This is a genomic window from Cronobacter sp. JZ38 (genome assembly GCF_008932145.1).
In the GTDB taxonomy this organism is placed as follows: domain Bacteria; phylum Pseudomonadota; class Gammaproteobacteria; order Enterobacterales; family Enterobacteriaceae; genus Cronobacter; species Cronobacter muytjensii.
The window spans coordinates 3,871,386-3,891,149 of sequence record NZ_CP017662.1 but is presented as its reverse complement, the minus strand read 5'-3'; the positions used below and the strand labels follow the sequence as shown (position 1 = coordinate 3,891,149).

The following is a 19,764-nucleotide window of genomic DNA, read 5'->3' as shown; positions in this document are numbered from 1 at the left end:
TCATGCTATACAGAAAAGTCAGTAAGCTTCTCTCTTCCCCCGGCATGTTCCTGAGAGACTACCTGCTTAAAAAGCACCCGCTCATTTTTAATGAAATCCATTGTCCGGTAACAGAGGAGGGCGTGTTGCTTAAGCATGACCTCGCACTGGAGCGCATGTTTGAGGTTAACTTCCCGGTCGATGTGGTTTTTACCTGGGTTGATAACAACGACCCGCGCTGGGGCAGTAAATTTCAGCAGTACCGGCGCACTCATTTACAGCAGGGTGACAACGCCGACTGCGACCTGGCGCGCTTTGATAATCACAATGAAATCTATTACTCAGTGCTGAGCGTATTGCGTTTTATGCCCTGGGTACGTTTTATTTATATTGTCGTTGACGGGCATTCGTTGCCGTGGGCAGAACGTATTGCCAACGTTAAAATTATTTCGCATGAAGAGATTATCCCGTCGCAATATTTACCTACATTTAACTCGCACGTTATCGAAGCGCATTTACACCATATTCCTGGGCTTGCGGAACATTTTATCTATTTTAATGACGATGTTTTTGTGGCACGCGATCTCCCGGCCAGCCATTTTTTTAAAGGTAACGGTCTGGCATCGCTTTTTATCTCCCGCAAAAGCCTGACGGCGATGGCGCAGCGCGGAAGCACGACACCGGCCTTATCTGCGTCGTTAAATGCCAGAACGCTGCTGGCTGACGATACGGGGTTTACACCGGATGCGCCGTTGGCGCACACGTATGTGCCCTTACGCAAAAGCATGTTTACCGAGGCCCGGCAGCGATACCGCCAGCAAATTGATGCGTTTCTCTCCTGTAAATTCAGGAGCGATAACGACCTGAACCTGCCTACGTTCCTGGTGCCCTGGCTTGCCTACATCAGGGGAATGGCCGCGCCCGCGAGGGATATTTGTTATTACTTCAACGTACGCTCGCCCGCCGCGAAAATGCATTATCGGGCGCTGATTGACAGACGGCCGCATGATGGGGCGCCGCACTCCTTCTGCGCCAATGATTTTTCTTCACGTAACACAAGTATTCATCATTATCAGGACCAACTGATTGACATGCTGGAAACATATTTTGAAAATGGAACACACAAAAATGTTTAATAATAAACTTCGCAAGCTGGTAAGGGACCCCAAACTGTTCTTCAGCGATATGGCTGCCAATCAGGCGCGGAAACTAAGCAAACTGCATATTAAAAAAGAGGACGGGCATTACGAATATACGGTGGTCTCGGCGGTATATAATGTCAGTGCTTTTCTGGATGACTATTTTAAAAGCTTTATCAATCAGCGGCTGAAGTTTAAAAAGCATATTCAGCTGATCCTGGTCGATGATGGCTCGACAGATAATTCTGGCGACATTATTAAAAAATGGCAAAAGAAATATCCGAATAATATTATTTATATTTATCAGGAGAATGCCGGGCAATCTTCTGCACGTAATAACGGGTTGCAGCATGTGGCTACGGAGTGGGTGACATTTATCGATCCTGATGATTTTGTTGATGTCGATTATTTTTACAACCTCGACGCTTTTCTTTATCAGCACAAGGATAAAGACGTTAAAATGGTGGGTTGTAATATCATTATGTTTTATGAGGCTAAGAATCAATACAAAGATGCACATCCTTTGGCTTATAAATTTAAGAAAGGCAATGAATTGGTACTACTTTCCGAAATGGAAAAACAAGTACAGCTTTCTGCAAGTACTGCATTTTTCAGAACGGAATCGATTCTGTTTAAAGATGTGCTCTTTGACAGCAAAGTTAAACCTGCTTTTGAAGATGCACACTTTATTGCCAGATATCTGTTAAATAATCAGGATGGTTATGCTGCGTTTCTTGGTGGCTCTAAATACTATTATCGTAAACGAGGCGATGGTTCGTCAACTCTGGACACATCATGGACCAAGAAGGAGCGTTTTCTGAATGTTCCTAAGTATGGTTATTTAGCCTTACTAGAGGAATATATTGATACTTTAGGGTATATACCTAAAAATATCCAAAGAACTATGCTCTATGAGTTAACATGGGTCTTACGTTTTTTGGTAAATCATCGCGAGCGATCCGATTTTTTGACTTCTGCTGAAAAAAAGGAATTCGTTGATTTATTAAAAGAGACGTTTAGATACATTGATCATACTACGATTGCTAGTTTTGACCTTGCTGGTGCATGGTTTTTTCAAAAAGTAGCTATGTTGACATTTTTTAAAAATGAACAGCCCGCAAGTCAGATTGTATATATTGAAAAATATGACCATGCTAAGCACATGGTTCAATTGCGATATTTTACTAATCCGGTTGAATTTGAGCAGATTTTACTTGATGGTAAGGACGTTATCCCATCATATGCTAAGTCAGTCAAACATGAATTTATGGAGGAAACTTTTGTAGTTGAGCGTCGTTTATGGGTATCACTTGATAAGGCTCAAAAACTTAATGTTAAAATATCTTCAATCATTACTCGTCTTTCACTTGCCGGTAAACATTATGGTGAAGGTATTGATGTCTCGGTAATTGTTAAGCACTTCGCAGCCTTAAAGCCAAAATTCGAGACTAAAAAAGATTATCATCAGGCATGGATATTTATAGATCGCGATAATCAGGCTGATGATAATGCCGAGCATCTATATCGTTATATAAAGAAAAAACATCCTGATAAAAATATCTATTTTTCTTTGAAAAAAACCTCGCATGACTGGAAACGCCTTGAACAGGAAGGATTTAGATTATTAGAAATTGGTTCGCATGAATATAAACTTGCGATGGGAACATGTAGCAAAGTTATTAGTTCACACGCAAATCAATACATTACAAACTATCTTGGACCCAAAACCCTGATGGGTAGACATTTTGTTTTTCTTCAGCATGGCATCACAAAAGACAATCTATCAGGTTGGTTGAATACTAAAGAGGATATTAATTGTTTTATTACGGCTACGCCGGATGAATATCATTCAATTAGTGACGATTTAACTCAGTATTATTTTACTAAAAAAGATGTTGTGCTAACAGGTTTCCCAAGGCATGATAATTTAATCATAAATAATGGCATTCAGGAAAAATTAATTATTATTATGCCAACATGGAGGCAAAATATTGTCGGCGCTATTATTGGTGGAGGGGATGAAAGGGAAGTCAACCCTTTGTTTATGAATAGCGACTTTGCTATGCGCTGGCGTAGTGTTTTGCACTCACCACTTCTGAAAAAACACGCTAGTGAATGTAACTACCGAGTTGCTTTCTTTCCACATGTTAATATTTTGCCTTATCTGAATTTATTTGAGATACCTGATTATATTGAAGTTTTAACCCATGTCGATGGAAGTATTCAGAACTTATTCAAGCGCGCCTCATTGATGATTACAGATTATTCTTCTGTAGCGTTCGAAATGGCTGTGCAAAATAAACAGGTAATTTATTATCAGTTTGATGCTAAAGAGTTTTTTTCTGGTCATGCATATACTAAAGGCTACTTCGACTACCGTGAACACGGTTTTGGCCCGGTTGTCGAAACGGAAAAAGAGCTGTTTAAGGAGCTGAACACGCTACTGAAAAATAATGCAGTGCCCTCTGCGAAAATCCTCAAGCGTATCAGCCAGACGTTCCCGTACCGCGACGGTCATAACTGCGAGCGCACTTATCAGGCTATCGTGTCGCTGGATGCGCCGTTGCCGCAAGGATTTGCCGATGCGGACATTCACCGCCAGTACGCCCAACAGGCTACTGCGGCCCGCCGCTGGGCGTTGGCCGAAAAACGCTGGCAGGCGTATCTGACGCTGACGCTCACGCAGGATGAGGACGCGCAGGGCTGCGCCGGGCTTGCCGAAGCGCTGCGTAAGCAGGGCAAAACAGTCGCGGCGCGTCAGATTATTGATGGCTGGTATGCCCGTTATCCTCATCAACGCCATCAGGCGCTCTGCGTCGCAAGCGCGCTCCTCGACATGGCGGAGCACCACTGGCAACAGGCAGCGGCGCACTGGCAGGCGGCTGGCGAGGCCAGCGTGGATAACGCCCGTTACTGCTACTCACTCTGTCGTAGCGAGCAGGTTTCCGTACTGGAGACCCTGTGTAAAAAAGCCCGTCCCGTGACAGGTTTCCATTACGCCCGCTTCTGTTTACTGCTGGCGAAGAAAAAATGGGCCGAAGGAATTGCCTATGTCGAGGCACAGGGCGTTGATGTGGCGTCCCCGGAAAGCCTGGAGAATAAGCTTCTGATTACGCTTTCCTGGTGCTATCAGCAACTGAACAAGCTCAATGAGGCGCATCAGTGCCTGGTGAAATATGAAAAACATATTGAAAACGATCCGCAGTGCCGGTTGAAAATTGCCCGTCTGGCTTTTCTGCGCCAGAACTGGGAGAAGATCCTTACGCAGCTGAATAAAGCCTGCGCGGATGTCGCCAGATTGCCGGATGAGCATCTTTATTACTATTGCGTGGCGTTACTGCGCACCGGTAAATATGCGGAAATGTATGCGCTTTACGGTACGCTGAATAGCGCCCTGAAAAATGACATTCGGTTCCTGAAAATTTATGCGCAGGCGTGTCTGGCGCTGAAGAAAACAAACGAAGCGATCGCGCTCTTTGAAAGCCAGAATAAACCGGATGATGAGTTCAGTCTTATCTATGCCGGGGCCTTAAAAGAGGCCGGGCGCTTTAGCCAGGCGCTCTTGGTAGTGCGCAATAAGATTGGCCGCTATAACCAGAAGGCATGGATGTTGCGGTGCGACCTGGCCCAGCTCTGCGAGGACTGGGATGATGCTTACGACTGCTGGCTGAATCTGTTGCGCCATTATCCGCAGCAGATGCCCGCCAATGCGGCGGAAAAACTACAAAACCTGCGGCTCCTGCGTGAGTTTTCCGTTAAGTCAGATATTCAACAATAAACGTTAATAATTTAAAAACAGGCGCGGGCTTTCTGCGCCTGTTTTTTTATGGAGTAAAAATGTCCGAGCAAACTGAAATTGTGAATGGCGTGCAGATCAAATACCGTTTTAAAAAAAGAAAATATGACACGCAGCATATGCTTTTTATTTTCAGCGGGTTTGGCGGGGCTGGCATGTTTACGTATGATTTCGCCAACGCCCTGCAGGATTGTCCGGCGTATGTGGTGTGGATCAAAGATGATTTTAACGATGCCTGTACTTATTACCTGTGTCAGAACAACGATTTTAGCGTCGAGCAGGCGGTTATCACCTTTATTGAAAACATGCTCGCACGTTATGGCCTTGATAAAACGCAGTGTACGCTGGCCGGGTTTTCAAAAGGTGGCAGCGCGGCGCTGTGGTATGGCCTGAAATACGCGTTTAAAAATATCGTTGCGACGGTTCCGCAGTTTCATATTGGCAGCTATGCGCAAAAAAACTGGCCAGAGGTATTTACGCATATGACTGGCGATAAAAGCGAAGCGTCTGCCCACAGGCTGGATACGCTCTTGCCTTGCCAGTTAAGCGCTGACACGGCGTTTGATAAGAATATCTACCTGTTAACCTCTGAAGCCGACTGCCAGTATGAAAGCGAAGTAAAACCCTATATTCCCGTATTTCGGAAATACCAAAACTTTAATCTGTTTATGGCGCAGTCGATGCTTATCAGAGAGCATAATCAGGTTACGTCTTACCATGTGCCGCTGTTATTAGGCATTTTCTATTCTCTCTCTCAGGGCGCGGTTCCACGCTTTGGCGACTGCGCCCTGGCGGCGGATAATCGCGTGCTGCCGCGTCCGCTTAAGCCCGAGCCGGTCGCCGTGCTGAAAAAGATAGCCGTTAACGGCGCGCGGCTGTTCCCGGAAGGCGTGGCGGTACTGAAAGGACTGAGTTGCGCGGAGTACCCGGATATCCAGGTGGATCTGGTGTGTAAAAACGAAGGGTGTGAAGAAGTTTTCCGCATCGCGAAAGCCCATCGCACGATTCTCACCCGCCAGCTTTACGATGAGGGATTTGTGAATTACGACAAAGGCTGGTTCTGTACGGCGCGCTACGAAGGGCTTTCGCTGGCGGCATTACCTGCGGGGACATATCAACTGTGGCTTGATATTACCTGTCAGCAGACAGGGGCGCGCAAAGCGCTGGAAACCGACGCGGCCCTTGCTAACCGCGTGCTGGCGGCCAGCGAGGCGCTGGAGGTGTTCAGCGAAGGTACAAACGTGTACCTCACCCGTAAAGCGCACTCATAACCCGGCGAAAGGGTTCTCACGGCTGTAAAAGACGGCGTTGATTTGCGTGCGACGCATCAGATAAGCACGAAACGCCGTGAACAGTTGGTGATCCGGGCGAAAAGGCGTTTTCCAGAATGCATCCAGATTTCCCTGAAACGTAAGTCCTTCGATATCATACAGCGCCTTTCCCATCACCTTCAGAGGCTTATTGTGAATAAGCGCTGAGATCCCCACCGTGCTGTTAATGGTCACCACGCCTGCCGAATTGCTGAGCAGTTCCGGCAGCGGCAGGTCATGGATATAAATCACCCGTTCGCCCACGCCATAACGTTCGCTCATTGCATTAATAAACGCGCGGTAATTCTGGTGTCCCCGGTCCATCGGATGATGTTTGATAACCAGTATCTGCGAGGGCGGGGCATGGCGCGCAAATGAGCCAAGCGTCTCCTCAATAAACGCCCGAATATCGTGATAATGACTGTGGCGCTGTAGCTGGCTGTCGTTAAAAACCTGCAGGATAGCCAGAAAATAGCGCCCGCGGTAGCCCGTCGCCAGCGCGCGGCGAATACCACGCTGCGTGCAGCCATACCAGAGCTTACGCACTGCGGCGCGCGCCCAGCATGCGCCTTCATACCAGGGTGAAAAACATTTGTGGTGTTGATAGTGCGCAAACGCGCGCTGACGGTAGCAGCCCATCAGATAATACCAGGCCGCGTGGCCGATACGCCGCAAGGCGGAAGGCGCGATACGCCTGACATCCGGTACGGGCAGCGCGGGCAAATCCCGATAAAACGCCGCCTCGCGCGGCAGCCCGGAAAACCCGTTCACCCCGTTCTCTTCAAGCGTGATAAAACACGGCCGTAAATAGCCCTCTTCAAAGACCAGAAAACGTATTCCCTGCGCTTGCGCCCAGCGGCGCGCGGCCTGATGCAGCGGCCGACAATCGCCGAAGCAGACCAGCGTATCAAACGGCCAGTCGCTGCGCGTCTCGCCAAGCCAGGCGCCGAAAGCGTCCGGCTCGCCGCGGTAGGCCAGGCTTTTTTCCTGGCGGCAGTAGAACTCATCGCCGCCGTTAAACGCCACCTGTCGCGCCTCGCGGCCTTTACTCTCTAACCAGTCGGCGAGATGACGAAAAAACGGCCCCATCGGCCCCTGTAATAACAGGTATTTCTGGCCGGAAAGCAGAGTATCAAGAGCGCTGCGCATCATGCGATATCACCGGAGGTCAAAAAAAGGCGTGAAAGAGATTGCGGGATTTGTTCACCAGATGCCTGAGCACATTGCGCCGTGCGGTGAGGGCGCGATGGCGTGCCGGTGAGGCGCTCAGAATAGCGACCGCCTCTTCCACGCTCATCGGCGTTTTACGCGCCGGATGCAAATAGAAGGGATAATCAATAAGCGTGGTGTGGATAAGCTCATGAAGCGAGAGCTGCCGGGCGCGGCGCGGGCAGGCGTATTCATCCTGCGTCAGCCCCCATCCGGCATAAAACGGCATGCCGTAACAAAATACCGTTTTGCCGCGCAGCAGCGCCTCAAAACCGGTCAGGGAGGTGAGAGTATGTACTTCGTCCACCTGTTCGAGCACGTCGGCGATATCCGCCCCGGTCGCGAGGCAATCCGCCCAGCGCAACGCGTCTTTACTGTCGGGCTCTCCGGCACGGTTACCCGCCACGACATCCGGATGCGGTTTGAACACGATATACGCCTGCGGATTTCTGGCGCGAACGGCGCGCAACAGCGCTGTAACGGTCTGGATATGCTGCGTGCCGCCCCTGAGCGAGGCGTCATTGCTGACCTGACCCGGCACCAGCAGGATGCGCCGCCCCCAGGCGGCGACAGGCAGCCGCCAGGCGTCGCCGGCGTTATATTTGCTCACGCCGCTTTCGACAATGCGCTGGCGCAGCCGTTCAGCGCGCGCGGCCTGCGCTGAGGTCAGGCGCACGGCATTAAGCGCGACTTCCAGATCGCTCTGGCGCGTGGCGTCGTAATAGATGCCGCGTTTATCCAGCACCAGCGACAGCGGCGTATGGAGATCGGATCCAAGCCCCACCGAGCGCAGAAAGCCGTCTTCCATACGCCAGACATCCATCCCGTGCGCACGGGCAACGGCCTGCCAGCGCGCTTCGCCAGCGGTTCCCCAGACTACACAGGCGTCGGCGGGCAAGGCGCGGCGGGAAAAGCGCAGATGGTTACCTGCCGTGGCGAGAAAGGGCTTCAGAATACTGCGTTTCCAGAGCGTCAGCCCGGGCGCCCACAGCATGCCTCGCAGCGCCAGTTGGTGCCGACGGCGCAGCGCCAGATATTCCAGCACTTCAAACAGCGTGCCGGGCTGGTTTGTTTGCGGGTTCAGGTAGCGCGCGTAGCGTAAATACGCTGCGCTCACCAGCGCGAGAAGCGTCGCATTGCCGCGGCGTGCCGCGAGCGACTGCGCCGCGGGATGGCGATCGTCCGTCAGTCCCCATCCCGCATACCAGGGCTGCCCAAAGCAGACCACCGGTTTGCCCGCCATCAGCGCTTCGAAACCATACTGCGACGTCACGGTATAGACGCGCTCCACATACCGCAGCAGCGACTGCGGGCTGGCGTCCTGTGTTATCAGCCGAACGCCGGCGTGCCGGGGCAGATCGCACAGGTAGCCGCGCTTCTTGCTGTGTAATACGTCCGGATGCGTTTTAACCCAGATTTCGGCATCCGGGTTTTCCGCTCGGGCAATATCAAGCATTAGCCGGAATGTCGCGGCACTCGCGTTACCGAACGTGACGGAAACATCCCCCAGGGTTTGATCGACCACCAATACCGCTCGGGCAGCGGGCGTGCCGTCAAAGGGCGGCGCGTGGTTATATTTCGCAAGATCGCCCTCTACGATAAGCCGCATCGCCTCCTGCGCCTGCGCGCTGAGCGCGGCGTTGCCGGGCGAGTCCTGAATAAGCTTTTCAAGCGCGCTCGGGCGGCTGGCATCGTAGTAAATGCCGTCGTCATCAATAACCAGCGAGAGCGGCGGATATCCCTGCGCCGCCGGGCCGGGCGAGCGAATAAAACCATCCTCAAGACGAATGACGTTAAGCCCGGCCTGGCGCGCGCGGGCAACGGCTGTCGCCGCGCTGGGTCGACAGCCCCAGACGGCGATGGCGGTGATCTCAGGTGGGATCGCCCGTCGCCGCGCGAGTTTACGACAGGGCATCGCCAGCAGGTGCGCTAAGCCGGGAATGCGCCAGATGCCCGGCGAGAAGGTGCCGATGAGGATGGGTTTCATCATTACAGCGTCAGGATGACTTTCGCCGCGACGGCGAGCTGGTAGAGGATGGTCGAAATACCGCGCGTCACTTCGATATTCTTCGACTCATACTTCGGCAGAACCATCAGCTCGTCGCCTGGCTGCATTTCATCGACCTCTTCGGCGTCCAGCGCCGCGCCGTTCTGGCGAATGACAATGACTTTCGCGCCGCTGGCCTTCTGCGTCATGCCGCCGCATTTGGCGATGTAATCTTCAGGATCGAGCCCTTTCTCCCAGGTGACGGCGTTGGGGAACAGCACTTCGCCATGCACCATCACCAGTGACGTTTTCTCCGGAATGGTGATAACGTCGCCATCTTCCAGCAGCACCGAGTCGAGGTTATTTTCGCTCAGCACCACTTCGCCCTGCGGCACGACGGTGCGGGCTTTCGCCACAAAACGGCTCACCAGCTGCGCCTCCTGCATACGCAGGCGTGACTCTTCCTGCGTTGAGGACTGCGCCGACAGCGACGCCTGTTCCAGTTTTTGCAGCGCCAGGTCGAGCATCTCTTTCTGGCGCAGCGCGACCGAACGGCGGTACAGCTTAATGGCGTTTAACTGCGACATGCTGTTCGGACGCAGCTTCGCCAGCACCTGGCGCATCGTGGCGCCGTAAGGCAGCACCATCGCATGTTCGCCGGAGTGCGCGCCTTCCACGCGCACCTGGATAGTGCCGGTATAGCGGTCGGAGCTCACCACCATTCTGTCGCCATCCTGAAGCGTGCGGCTGGATGCCTCACCAATCGGAAAATATTCACTCTGTTTCATCGCGCCCTGCTGGCGCACCAGCGTGACGTGCGTCGCGCCCGGTTTGGGGCGCGCCCAGCGCAGCGCCTCAGAGACTGGCATGCGCTCCTCGGTGAATTCAAAGTCGTAGCTGTTGAACACGTCACCTTCGACGCCGAACGTGTGCTGGCGGGGGCCGACGATAATGGTGTCACCATCGGCGAACTGCGACAGGCTTAGACTGCCGTTGAGCAGAAAATCATACAGGTTTACATGGGAGCGCGTTTTCGTGCCACGCTTGACGGTGATATCGACATAGCTGCCGCGCTCGCTGTCGACGCCGCCCGCTTTGCTGAGATAGGAGAGCAGCGAATCGGACGCCACGCCGCCGTAAAGCCCGGGCGTGCGCACGTAGCCGGTGACAAACACTTTCACCGGCTGCGCCTGCAACAGCGAAGCGTAAACATTGACGTTAGACTGATAAACCTCTTTGACGCGCATGATAACCAGCGTGTTGAGCTGGCTGTTCGTGACGCCCGCCACTTTCAGCGGACCGACGTTTGGCAGAAAAATATTGCCTTTCGGATCGACGGTAAGCGTGCCGTCATAGGTGAACGCGCCCCACAGGCGCACCTGAATAGTATCGCCGAGACCAATCACATAGTTCGGGTTAAACGCGATGCTGGCGCCGCCCTGCGCGCCAGGCGAGGTAAAGAGCTGCGCGCCGAACATGCGGCTCATCACGGCGGCAGGCGCGGGCAGCGGCGTGTTATCGAAACCGTCCGCGCTGGCCGGCGCGGATGACGTGGGCATGAGGACTGGCGCTGCGCCAGTCAGCGCCGGGTCGGCAGTTAAATCAAGCGCGCTGGCGCTGGCCGTCAGACAGAAAAAAATCAGTGAGGCGGATGAAACGTTTTTCATAACTCTCTCAGGAATTAAAGCGGCAGGGTTAAGCTCGGTGATCGTCAACGATCGCCAGCAGTAGTCTGAGCGTGCCGAACAGCAGGCAGCAGATCAGTAAACCACTGGCTAACAGGTAGAGCGTCTCGGGATAGCGTGATTCTTCCGCCAGCTGGGGGGAGCTGATGACTGACAGGCTTTTCAGCTTGCGAGCCGCCTCCACGCGCGTTTTTTCGATGGCCGTCAGGGCAAGCTGATACAGATCGGTATCGAACGTCACCCGGGATTTAAGCTCGTCGAAATCCGCCGCCACACGGTTGAGCCGGTCGCCTTCCGGAGCCGTAATGTTGTTTTTCTCTTTTTCGATCTGCGCGTTGATGGAGGCCAGCGTGTTTTTGGTGGTCACGACCGGCGGCGCGTCTTCACGCAGATAGGTCAGCAGCGTGCGCAATTCCGTTTCCAGCCGGATCTTTTGCTCGGTCAGATTGTTGACCGCCGAGCTCGCCGCGACGGCAGAGGCCTGCGGATCCAGCATCTGGTTACGGTTTTGAAAGGCGAGCAGGGCGCTTTTGCTGGCATCCAGCCGCTGACGCGCTTTTTCCAGCTCGCCTTCGGCAAATGCCTGCTGATCGCGGGCGATGTGGTGCGAAAGCTCGTTGATAAAGCGTTCGGATTCTTTCAGCACCGCCTGGTTAAAGCGCAGGGCGAATTGTGGCGTGAACCCCTGGGTTTCGATGGTCAGCAAACCGTTTTTGTTGTCGTAACGAATGGCGATGCGGTGGCGGTAGTAATCGAGAAACGCTTCGGCGGTCGCGTTAGCGGAAAGGTGATAAAAAATATCCAGCCCGCTTGCGCCAAACGCCTTTTTAAAATCGAGCTGACGGTCGAGTATTTTTAGCAAATCCGGCGAGTGCAGATACTCTTTGAGGTAGAGCGCGTCTTCGGCGGAGCTTGGGTTGGAGGCGCCCATCAGCAGGCCGATATTCAGGCTGCTGCTGTCGATGTCACTGGCGCGTTTGATGGCGACCTGCGATTCGCTCACATAGCGCGGCTGGCTGAAAATCAGCAGGTAAACGGCCAGCAACATTACCGGCGCGCCAATCACGATTTTCGCGCTATGGCGCTGAAAGATGACCACGCTACGGGAAATATCCCGTCGCCGTATCCATGCTAAAAGGAGCTTAATTTTATTGAGCACTGTGTGAATACCATTAATTTCGTGAATAAATGATAGATATATATTTTTATAAAAAATGCTATTGCTACGGGCGGCGTCTTTTATTGCCATCACCCGGTAAAATATTGCCGTCTGCCAACAGGAAACGGCCAGCATAACCTTAAGCCCTGGCGGTAACCGGTAGTAAATCTAAAAACTGACTGTCGGTTTTATGTATTGACGGTGAAAATGATAAAAAGCGAGGAGAGATGACGTTAACGACGCGCAGATGGCGGTCTGTTTAACCCTGACACCGATTCCGTGACATTTTCAATCCATGAAAATAATAAACGCCAATAATAAATTTTCTGCTAACGGACGGCGCAAAAACCTTATGAAACCCAAAGAGCCAAATATGGTTTATTAATTACCATAATAGGGGTGAATGAACAAGAAATCGGCAATAAATCGGAGTTAAGGGCGGGTATAAATCTTAAGAATAAGGCAGATGAAAAACGGCCTTCCTGAGAAGGCCGTGAATGGCATTACTTGGCGATACGTTTGTATTTAATACGCTTTGGCTCCAGCGCATCCGCGCCGAGCGTGCGTTTCTTATACTCTTCGTATTCGGTGAAGTTACCTTCAAAGAACTCCACTTTGCCTTCATCCTGATAATCCAGGATATGCGTGGCGATACGGTCAAGGAACCAGCGGTCGTGCGAGATAACCATCGCGCAGCCCGGGAACTCCAGCAGGGCGTTTTCCAGCGCGCGCAGGGTTTCGATATCCAGGTCGTTAGTCGGTTCATCGAGCAGCAGCATGTTGCCGCCAACCTGCAGCAGCTTCGCCAGATGCAGACGACCACGCTCACCGCCGGACAGCTCGCCGACGCGTTTGCCCTGGTCAACGCCTTTAAAGTTAAAGCGGCCTACGTACGCGCGGCTCGGCATCTCGGTGTTGCCGATTTTCATGATATCCAGCCCGCCGGACACTTCTTCCCAGACGGTTTTGCTGTTGTCCATGGCGTCACGGAACTGGTCGACGGACGCAAGCTTCACGGTTTCACCAAGCGTAATGGTGCCGCTGTCCGGCTGCTCCTGCCCGGACATCATGCGGAACAGCGTGGATTTCCCCGCGCCGTTCGGACCGATGATGCCGACAATCGCGCCTTTCGGCACGGAGAAGCTCAGGTCATCAATCAGCACGCGATCGCCGTAGGATTTACGCAGGTTGCTGACTTCCACCACTTTATCGCCCAGACGCGGTCCCGGCGGAATAAAGAGTTCATTGGTTTCGTTACGTTTCTGGTACTCGGTGCTGTTGAGCTCTTCAAAGCGCGCCAGACGGGCTTTGCCCTTGGACTGACGGCCTTTGGCACCCTGACGCACCCACTCCAGCTCTTTCTCGATGGATTTACGGCGCGCGGCTTCCTGAGACGCCTCCTGGGCCAGACGCTGATCTTTCTGCTCAAGCCAGGAAGAGTAGTTGCCTTCCCACGGAATGCCTTCGCCGCGGTCAAGTTCGAGGATCCAGCCCGCAACATTATCAAGGAAGTAACGGTCGTGGGTGATCGCCACCACGGTGCCTTCGAAATCATGCAGGAAGCGCTCCAGCCACGCCACGGACTCGGCGTCCAGGTGGTTGGTCGGTTCGTCGAGCAGCAGCATGTCCGGCTTTTCCAGCAGCAGGCGGCAGAGCGCCACGCGGCGGCGTTCGCCACCGGAAAGGTTCGCGATTTTCGCGTCCCAGTCCGGCAGACGCAGGGCATCGGCCGCGCGCTCCAGCTGGACGTTCAGGTTGTGGCCGTCATGGGCCTGGATGATTTCTTCCAGTTTGCCCTGCTCGGCGGCGAGCTTATCGAAATCGGCGTCCGGGTCGGCGTAGAGCGCATAGACTTCGTCCAGACGCTTAAGCGCGTTAACCACTTCAGATACCGCCTCTTCGACCGATTCACGCACGGTGTGTTCAGTGTTGAGCTGAGGCTCCTGCGGCAGGTAGCCGATTTTGATGCCGGGCTGCGGACGGGCTTCACCTTCGATATCTTTATCGATGCCCGCCATGATGCGCAGCAGGGTGGATTTACCGGCGCCGTTCAGGCCCAGCACACCGATTTTGGCGCCAGGGAAAAAGCTCAGAGAGATATTCTTCAGAATGTGTCGCTTCGGCGGAACGACTTTGCCGACGCGATGCATGGTGTAAACGAATTGAGCCACGTTGGACTTCGCCTCTTATCATGATTAAGGGTTTAACAGCTGCGAAGTTTAGCTGTTTTCAACGCTTAATCCCAGCCAGCAACGCCGCGAATGCGCCAGACGAGACATTAAAGCGCGAATGGTAAAAAAATGTTCACGACATGGCGCAACGGCCTTCGCCTGGTTAGCATGAAGTATCTGAGAATTTCAGGCGGCATGAGGCTGCCGGTCAGTCAATTAACATGAGGAAGGATTGTGGGAACATCCAGACAGGCCGTCTGGCGGTGGCTGGCGGCAGGCGTCTGCCTGCTGGCGCTCGGCCAGGCCGCACGCGCCGATTCGCTCGACGAGCAGCGCAGCCGCTATGCGCAGATCAAACAAGCGTGGGATAACCGGCAGATGGACGTGGTGGAGCAGTTAATGCCCACGCTGCAAACCTATCCGCTTTATCCCTATTTGCAGTACCGCCAGCTCACCGATGACCTGATGAATCAGCCCACTCTTACGGTGCAGCAGTTTATTCAGGCGAACCCGACGCTGCCGCCGGCGCGTTCGCTCACCTCCCGCTTTGTGAATGAACTGGCGCGCCGCGAAGACTGGCGCGGCCTGCTCGCCTTCAGCCCCCAACCGCCGGGCAGCACCGAGGCGCAGTGCAATTACTATTACGCGAAATTTAACACCGGCGACGCGCAGGGCGCGTGGCAGGGCGCGAAAGATCTCTGGCAGACCGGGAAAAACCTGCCGGCGGCGTGCGAGCGTCTCTTTGACGTCTGGCGCACTTCCGGCGCGCAGGATCCGCTGGCCTACCTTGAGCGTATTCGTCTTGCGATGAAAGAGGGCAATACGCGGCTGGTGAGCTCGCTGGCAAGCCAGCTACCGTCTGATTATCAGACCATCAGCAGCGCGCTGGTGAGCCTCGCGAACGATCCCAACAGCGTGATGACGTTTGTGCGCAGCGTCGGCGCGACCGACTTCACCCGCCAGATGGCTGCGGTGGCGTTCGCAAGCGTCGCCCGTCAGGATGTTGAAAACGCCCGGCTGATGATCCCCTCGCTCATCCAGGCGCAGCAGCTGAACGACGCGCAGGCGCAGGAGCTGCGCGATATCGTGGCGTGGCGTCTGATGGGCAACGACGTGACCGCCGAGCAGGCCCGCTGGCGTGATGACGCGATTATGCGTTCCGAATCCACGTCGCTTATTGAGCGCCGGGTGCGTATGGCGCTCGGCACAGGCGACCGCAGCGGCCTGAATACCTGGCTTGCGCGTCTGCCGATGGAGGCGAAAGAGAAAGACGAATGGCGCTACTGGCAGGCGGATCTCCTGATGGAGCGTGGACGTGACGACGAGGCGAAAACCATTCTGCATTCGCTGATGCAGCAGCGCGGCTTCTACCCAATGGCGGCGGCGCAGCGGCTTGGCGAGGATTATCCGCTGCGCGTGGACAAAGCGCCAACGGTTAACGCCGCGCTGTTTGAAGGCGCGGAGATGGCGCGCGTGCGCGAGCTGATGTACTGGGGGCTTGATAATACTGCGCGCAGTGAATGGGCGAATCTTGTCACCAGTCGGAGCAAGCAGGAACAGGCGGCGCTGGCGCGTTATGCATTCGACCGTAACTGGTGGGATCTGAGCGTACAGGCGACGATCGCCGGCAAGCTGTGGGATCAGCTCGAAGAGCGCTTCCCGCTGGCATATAAAGATCTGTTCGCCCGCTACGTGAGCGATAAAGCTGTGTCGCAGAGCTATGCGATGGCGATCGCGCGTCAGGAGAGCGCCTGGAACCCGAAAGTGCGCTCGCCGGTCGGCGCGTCGGGCCTGATGCAGATAATGCCCGGCACCGCGACCCATACGGTGAAGATGTTTAATCTGCCAGGCTACAGCAGCAGCGCGCAGTTGCTTGACCCGGAAACCAATATCCAGATAGGCACCAGCTACCTGCAGTATGTCTATCAGATGTTCGACAACAATCGCATCTTCGCCTCCGCCGCGTATAACGCCGGGCCGGGACGCGTGCGAACCTGGCTTGGCAACAGCGCCGGGCGCATCGATGCGGTGGCGTTTGTTGAAAGTATTCCGTTTTCTGAGACGCGCGGCTATGTGAAAAACGTGCTGGCTTATGATGCCTATTACCGCTATTTCATGGGGGATAAGCCGGTGCTGATGAGCGATGCGGAGTGGGGCCGCCGTTACTGATCGGCGGTGTTGTGCTATGCTGGCGTACTAGTGAACGAGTATGGCGGCATCCGATGACTCAACATTCAACTTATTCCGCGGCCCAGGCCGAACAGAGCCATCAGGAGTGGCTGCGCTTTGTGGCGCTCCTGAAGCAATCTTTTGACGACGAGCTTCATCTTCCCCTGTTAACGCTGCTGCTGACGCCGGACGAGCGCGCCGCGCTCGGTACGCGCGTGCGCATTATCGAAGAGCTGCTGCGCGGCGAGATGAGCCAGCGCGAGCTGAAAAGCGAACTGGGCGCGGGGATCGCAACAATCACCCGCGGCTCTAATAGCCTGAAAGCGGCGCCCGCCGAGCTGCGCCAGTGGCTTGAACAGGAGCTGTTGCAGGCTCAGCGGTAAATCGCGTTATGAAAGGGGCTTAAGGCCAGGATCACCGCCTGATGGTAGACGCTGCTGCGCGTCAGCTTGCCGGCGGTGAAAATACCGATAGCCCCTTCTTTACGTCCAATTTCGTCAATGCCTGTCCAGGCGGACATAACCGGCCCCAGCGCCTTCCCGGCGCGCACTTCTTCGAGTATCGACGCCGGCAGCGGCAGCGTCGCAGAACGCGCTTCGCCGCGCTGTTGCGCGCTTTCAATCACCACCCAACTGAAGGTGCTGCCTTCATCAATACCGGCTTCAATCGCCACCCAGTAGTCGGCTTGCGGACGCAGCGCGCGGGCGTTGATGACGCGCTGGCGCGCGCCCGTGCGCGTCTCGTCGCTCCCCAGCGGCTGTTCCGGCACGCCGCTATCGACGGAGACGGCGTCAATATGGCAGGATGCTTCGCCGAAAATCTCGCTAAATGCACGCAGAATCGCCTGAATTTTGGCTGGATTCGTCGTGGCGCAGACAACATGGTACATAATTAATTCACACTCACAGACGTTTAAGTCGCAGCAGTATAACGGATAAAAAGCATGTTACAGGTATATCTGGTTCGCCACGGTGAAACGCAGTGGAACGCCGAGCGACGCATCCAGGGGCAATCGGACAGCCCATTGACGGAAAAAGGGGAACACCAGGCCATGCAGGTGGCGCAGCGCGCCAAAGCGCTTGGCATCACGCATATCATCAGCAGCGATCTGGGGCGTACCCGGCGTACGGCGGAGATTATCGCCCAGGGATGCGGCTGCGACGTGATACTGGATCCGCGCCTGCGCGAACTGGATATGGGCGTTCTTGAACGCCGTCATCTCGACACGCTCACCGAGGAAGAAGAGGGCTGGCGTCGACAGCTTATCAACGGCACGCCTGAAGGACGCATTCCGCAGGGCGAGTCGATGCAGGAGGTGAGCGATCGCATGCACGGTGCGCTGAACGCCTGCCTTGATTTGCCGCAGGGCAGCCGCCCGCTATTGGTCAGCCACGGCATGGCGTTGGGTTGCCTGGTGAGCACGATCCTCGGTTTGCCTGCGTACGCGGAGCGTCGTCTGCGCCTGCGCAACTGCTCGATTTCCCGCGTGGATTATCAGCAGAGCCCGTGGCTCGCGTCCGGCTGGGTAGTGGAAACCGCAGGCGATGTGTCGCATCTCGATGCGCCTGCGCTGGATGAGTTACAGCGTTAACGGCGGATGGGGATCAGGTATTCGCAGCGCAGGCTGATGCTGCGATCCTGAGCGCGAGTATCTTCCGTCAGAAAATAGCGCTCAATATCCTGGCCGCGGCGGCGCGTCAGACCCAGCGCGGGCATGCAGGTGCCGTAGACCGTCAGGATAAACTCCTGCACGCCGGTGCCTGGCCCTTCATAGGTGAACTGCACGTAGTCGCCGCCTTCCAGCGTCACCGGATGCGTGTGCTCCACACAGCCGTCGGCCAGCGGCTCCGGCAGCGCTGTGGTGTAAAAAACTTCCTGCTCATCGTCTTTTTCCACGCTCGGGCGTGATTCGTTGAGGCCGTAAAACACCGGCGGCAGGACAGGGCAGTTCGCCAGGAACTCGCGCCAGAACTGAACGCGCATCTCCTGGCGAAACGCCGAGATTTGCTCCAGCGCGCAGGTGTAGCTCTGTGTGAGTCCGGTTAAATGCAGTGGCGCGAGCGTCACAAACTGATGCGGCGGCGGTGTGAATGCCTCAAGACGGATTGGCGGACACATTCCCTTTGCGTTCCAGTCCGGCGAACGGCGATAGAGCGCTGGCGTCAGCGAAAACTGTTTTTTAAACGCGCGGGTAAACGTTTGTTGCGAGTCGAAACGGTATTGCAGCGCGATATCAAGAATAGGACGAGCGGTCAGACGCAGGGCGACGGCGGATTTCGACAAACGGCGCGCGCGGATATACGCGCCAATAGCCTGGCCCGTCACCTCTTTGAACATCCGTTGTAAATGCCACTTGGAATAACCGGCTTTGGCCGCCACATTGTCCAGAGACAAGGGGTGATCAAGATGGCCTTCCAGCCAGGTGAGCAGATCCCGAATGATCCCAGACTGATCCATATATAATCCTCATCCTTAAACGCAGTGCCTGAAAAAGTGGGTAGCGAATAGTAGCATTTTTTGTTCTTCTGGCATTCAGTGTTTTCTTTTGCTGATTAGGCAGGATCTGCTGCTGCAAAATGTGATTTTGAGTAACAATGTGATCTGTAAGGTTTTTTGTTCGAGCTGTGAATAATCACCAAACGTAACCTTAAATGAATGGTAACAATATGAAATATCGGGCGTTATTAGTTCCAGTAATGTTTATGGCATTGAGCGGTGGTTTACGTGCTGAAGAGATAGGCTCAGTAGATACGGTATTCAAATGGCTGGGGCCGGATCACAAAATTGTCGTCGAAGCGTTTGACGATCCGGACGTCAAAAATGTGACCTGCTACCTGAGCCGTGCGAAAACCGGCGGCATCAAAGGCGGCCTGGGCCTTGCGGAAGATACCTCCGACGCGGCTATCTCCTGCCAGCAGGTCGGGCCTATCGAGTTGAGCGATAAAATCAAGGCCGGTAAGGCGCAGGGCGATGTCGTGTTCCAGAAGCGCACGTCGCTGGTTTTCAAAAAATTGCAGGTAGTGCGGTTTTATGACGCGAAACGCAACACGCTGGCTTATCTGACATATTCCGACAAAGTGGTTGAAGGTTCGCCGAAAAACGCGCTAAGCGCGGTACCGATTATGCCGTGGGGCCAGGCCCGGTAATTCACAGGATTATT

Annotated in this window: 14 protein-coding genes; 7 read left to right on the top strand and 7 right to left on the bottom strand. The window is 54.5% G+C overall.

Going from position 1 to position 19,764, the window contains the following annotated elements; genetic code table 11:
- Positions 1-2 precede the first annotated feature (2 nt).
- From BJP61_RS18315 to BJP61_RS18305, 3 genes are read left to right on the top strand one after another with little or no spacing between them, the layout of a single operon-like run.
- A complete protein-coding gene (locus tag BJP61_RS18315) occupies positions 3-1,115 on the top strand; it encodes a Stealth CR1 domain-containing protein (protein WP_171998953.1) in 1,113 nt (370 codons plus the stop codon).
- Positions 1,108-4,896, top strand: coding sequence for a CDP-glycerol glycerophosphotransferase family protein (locus BJP61_RS18310; protein ID WP_171998951.1), 3,789 nt, complete (start codon positions 1,108-1,110; stop codon positions 4,894-4,896). The genes BJP61_RS18315 and BJP61_RS18310 overlap by 8 nt, the downstream gene beginning before the upstream one ends.
- A 59-nt stretch (positions 4,897-4,955) precedes the next feature.
- Entirely contained in the window at positions 4,956-6,185 is a 1,230-nt protein-coding gene (locus tag BJP61_RS18305) for an alpha/beta hydrolase (RefSeq protein WP_171998949.1), read from the top strand.
- Here BJP61_RS18305 and BJP61_RS18300 read toward each other — a convergent pair.
- The 5 genes from BJP61_RS18300 to ettA all read right to left on the bottom strand — a co-directional run bounded on the left by BJP61_RS18300 (position 6,180) and on the right by ettA (position 14,435).
- Entirely contained in the window at positions 6,180-7,376 is a 1,197-nt protein-coding gene (locus BJP61_RS18300; RefSeq protein WP_171998947.1) for a capsular biosynthesis protein, read from the bottom strand. The two genes, BJP61_RS18305 and BJP61_RS18300, sit on opposite strands and share 6 nt — an antisense overlap.
- 16 nt (positions 7,377-7,392) lie before the next feature.
- Positions 7,393-9,420, bottom strand: coding sequence for a capsular polysaccharide biosynthesis protein (locus BJP61_RS18295; protein WP_171999368.1), 2,028 nt, complete (start codon positions 9,418-9,420; stop codon positions 7,393-7,395).
- 2 nt (positions 9,421-9,422) lie between these two features.
- Positions 9,423-11,087 carry a polysaccharide biosynthesis/export family protein gene (locus BJP61_RS18290; protein WP_038865053.1) on the bottom strand — a complete coding sequence of 555 codons (1,665 nt, stop codon included), beginning with the start codon at positions 11,085-11,087 and terminating at the stop codon, positions 9,423-9,425.
- Positions 11,088-11,115: 28 nt separating this feature from the next.
- Positions 11,116-12,264: a capsule biosynthesis protein gene (locus BJP61_RS18285; RefSeq protein WP_038865068.1), complete on the bottom strand. Its 1,149-nt coding sequence runs from the start codon at positions 12,262-12,264 to the stop codon at positions 11,116-11,118.
- A 503-nt stretch (positions 12,265-12,767) separates the two neighbouring features.
- Positions 12,768-14,435 (bottom strand): energy-dependent translational throttle protein EttA, encoded by a 1,668-nt coding sequence (gene ettA, locus BJP61_RS18280; protein ID WP_038865051.1) that lies wholly within the window; start codon positions 14,433-14,435, stop codon positions 12,768-12,770.
- Between the two features lie 234 nt (positions 14,436-14,669).
- Here ettA and sltY point away from each other — a divergent pair, with 234 nt between their 5' ends.
- Positions 14,670-16,604 (top strand): murein transglycosylase, encoded by a 1,935-nt coding sequence (sltY, locus tag BJP61_RS18275; RefSeq protein WP_171998945.1) that lies wholly within the window; start codon positions 14,670-14,672, stop codon positions 16,602-16,604.
- Positions 16,605-16,657: 53 nt separating this feature from the next.
- The gene (gene trpR, locus BJP61_RS18270) at positions 16,658-16,987 is read left to right on the top strand and encodes a trp operon repressor (protein ID WP_007730112.1); all 330 of its coding nucleotides are present in this window, start codon (positions 16,658-16,660) and stop codon (positions 16,985-16,987) included.
- Here the strand turns inward: trpR and yjjX are convergent.
- Positions 16,978-17,493, bottom strand: coding sequence for an inosine/xanthosine triphosphatase (gene yjjX / locus BJP61_RS18265; RefSeq protein ID WP_038865046.1), 516 nt, complete (start codon positions 17,491-17,493; stop codon positions 16,978-16,980). The genes trpR and yjjX overlap by 10 nt on opposite strands.
- 54 nt (positions 17,494-17,547) lie before the next feature.
- Here yjjX and gpmB point away from each other — a divergent pair, with 54 nt between their 5' ends.
- Positions 17,548-18,195 (top strand): 2,3-diphosphoglycerate-dependent phosphoglycerate mutase GpmB, encoded by a 648-nt coding sequence (gene gpmB / locus BJP61_RS18260; protein WP_038865044.1) that lies wholly within the window; start codon positions 17,548-17,550, stop codon positions 18,193-18,195.
- Here gpmB and robA read toward each other — a convergent pair.
- Positions 18,192-19,061 carry an MDR efflux pump AcrAB transcriptional activator RobA gene (gene robA, locus BJP61_RS18255; protein ID WP_038865042.1) on the bottom strand — a complete coding sequence of 290 codons (870 nt, stop codon included), beginning with the start codon at positions 19,059-19,061 and terminating at the stop codon, positions 18,192-18,194. The genes gpmB and robA overlap by 4 nt on opposite strands.
- 209 nt (positions 19,062-19,270) lie before the next feature.
- Between robA and creA the strand changes: the two genes are divergently transcribed.
- Positions 19,271-19,750 (top strand): protein CreA, encoded by a 480-nt coding sequence (creA, locus tag BJP61_RS18250; protein ID WP_038865040.1) that lies wholly within the window; start codon positions 19,271-19,273, stop codon positions 19,748-19,750.
- Positions 19,751-19,764 lie beyond the last annotated feature (14 nt).

Bases quoted from the DNA above. Each gene is read 5' to 3' on its own strand.
- BJP61_RS18315 (WP_171998953.1), top strand. From the start codon at position 3: ATGCTATACAGAAAAGTCAGTAAGCTTCTCTCTTCCCCCGGCATGTTC.
- BJP61_RS18310 (WP_171998951.1), top strand. From the start codon at position 1,108: ATGTTTAATAATAAACTTCGCAAGCTGGTAAGGGACCCCAAACTGTTC.
- BJP61_RS18305 (WP_171998949.1), top strand. From the start codon at position 4,956: ATGTCCGAGCAAACTGAAATTGTGAATGGCGTGCAGATCAAATACCGT.
- BJP61_RS18300 (WP_171998947.1), bottom strand. From the start codon at position 7,376: ATGATGCGCAGCGCTCTTGATACTCTGCTTTCCGGCCAGAAATACCTG.
- BJP61_RS18295 (WP_171999368.1), bottom strand. From the start codon at position 9,420: ATGAAACCCATCCTCATCGGCACCTTCTCGCCGGGCATCTGGCGCATT.
- BJP61_RS18290 (WP_038865053.1), bottom strand. From the start codon at position 11,087: ATGAAAAACGTTTCATCCGCCTCACTGATTTTTTTCTGTCTGACGGCC.
- trpR (WP_007730112.1), top strand. From the start codon at position 16,658: ATGACTCAACATTCAACTTATTCCGCGGCCCAGGCCGAACAGAGCCAT.
- yjjX (WP_038865046.1), bottom strand. From the start codon at position 17,493: ATGTACCATGTTGTCTGCGCCACGACGAATCCAGCCAAAATTCAGGCG.
- gpmB (WP_038865044.1), top strand. From the start codon at position 17,548: ATGTTACAGGTATATCTGGTTCGCCACGGTGAAACGCAGTGGAACGCC.
- robA (WP_038865042.1), bottom strand. From the start codon at position 19,061: ATGGATCAGTCTGGGATCATTCGGGATCTGCTCACCTGGCTGGAAGGC.
- creA (WP_038865040.1), top strand. From the start codon at position 19,271: ATGAAATATCGGGCGTTATTAGTTCCAGTAATGTTTATGGCATTGAGC.